This is a genomic window from Streptomyces sp. A 4/2, from assembly GCF_940670765.1.
Classification (GTDB): Bacteria; Actinomycetota; Actinomycetes; order Streptomycetales; family Streptomycetaceae; genus Streptomyces.
In genome coordinates this window covers 1-272 of sequence record NZ_CALNVW010000111.1, presented here as the reverse complement: position 1 = coordinate 272, position 272 = coordinate 1, and the positions used below count along the sequence as shown (strand labels likewise).

The window sequence follows — 272 nt, the reverse complement described above, 5'->3', positions numbered from 1 at the left end:
ACCCCGCGGGGTCTGCTCGTGCCGAACATCAAGGACGCGCACGCCAAGACCCTGCCGGAGCTGGCCCGTTCGCTGGGCGAGCTGGTCGCCACGGCCCGCGAGGGCAAGACGTCGCCTGCGGCGATGCAGGGCGGCACGGTGACCATCACCAACGTGGGCGTCTTCGGCGTCGACACCGGCACGCCGATCCTCAACCCGGGCGAGTCCGCGATCCTCGCGGTCGGCGCGATCAAGCTCCAGCCCTGGGTCCACAAGGGCAAGGTCAAGCCCCG

At 71.3% G+C, this 272-nt stretch carries 1 protein-coding gene; it reads left to right on the top strand.

Annotated features, from left to right (window positions below; genetic code table 11):
* A partial coding sequence (locus tag NBY69_RS37250) for a 2-oxo acid dehydrogenase subunit E2 (RefSeq protein WP_250306700.1) occupies positions 1 to 272 on the top strand: 272 nt, incomplete at both ends.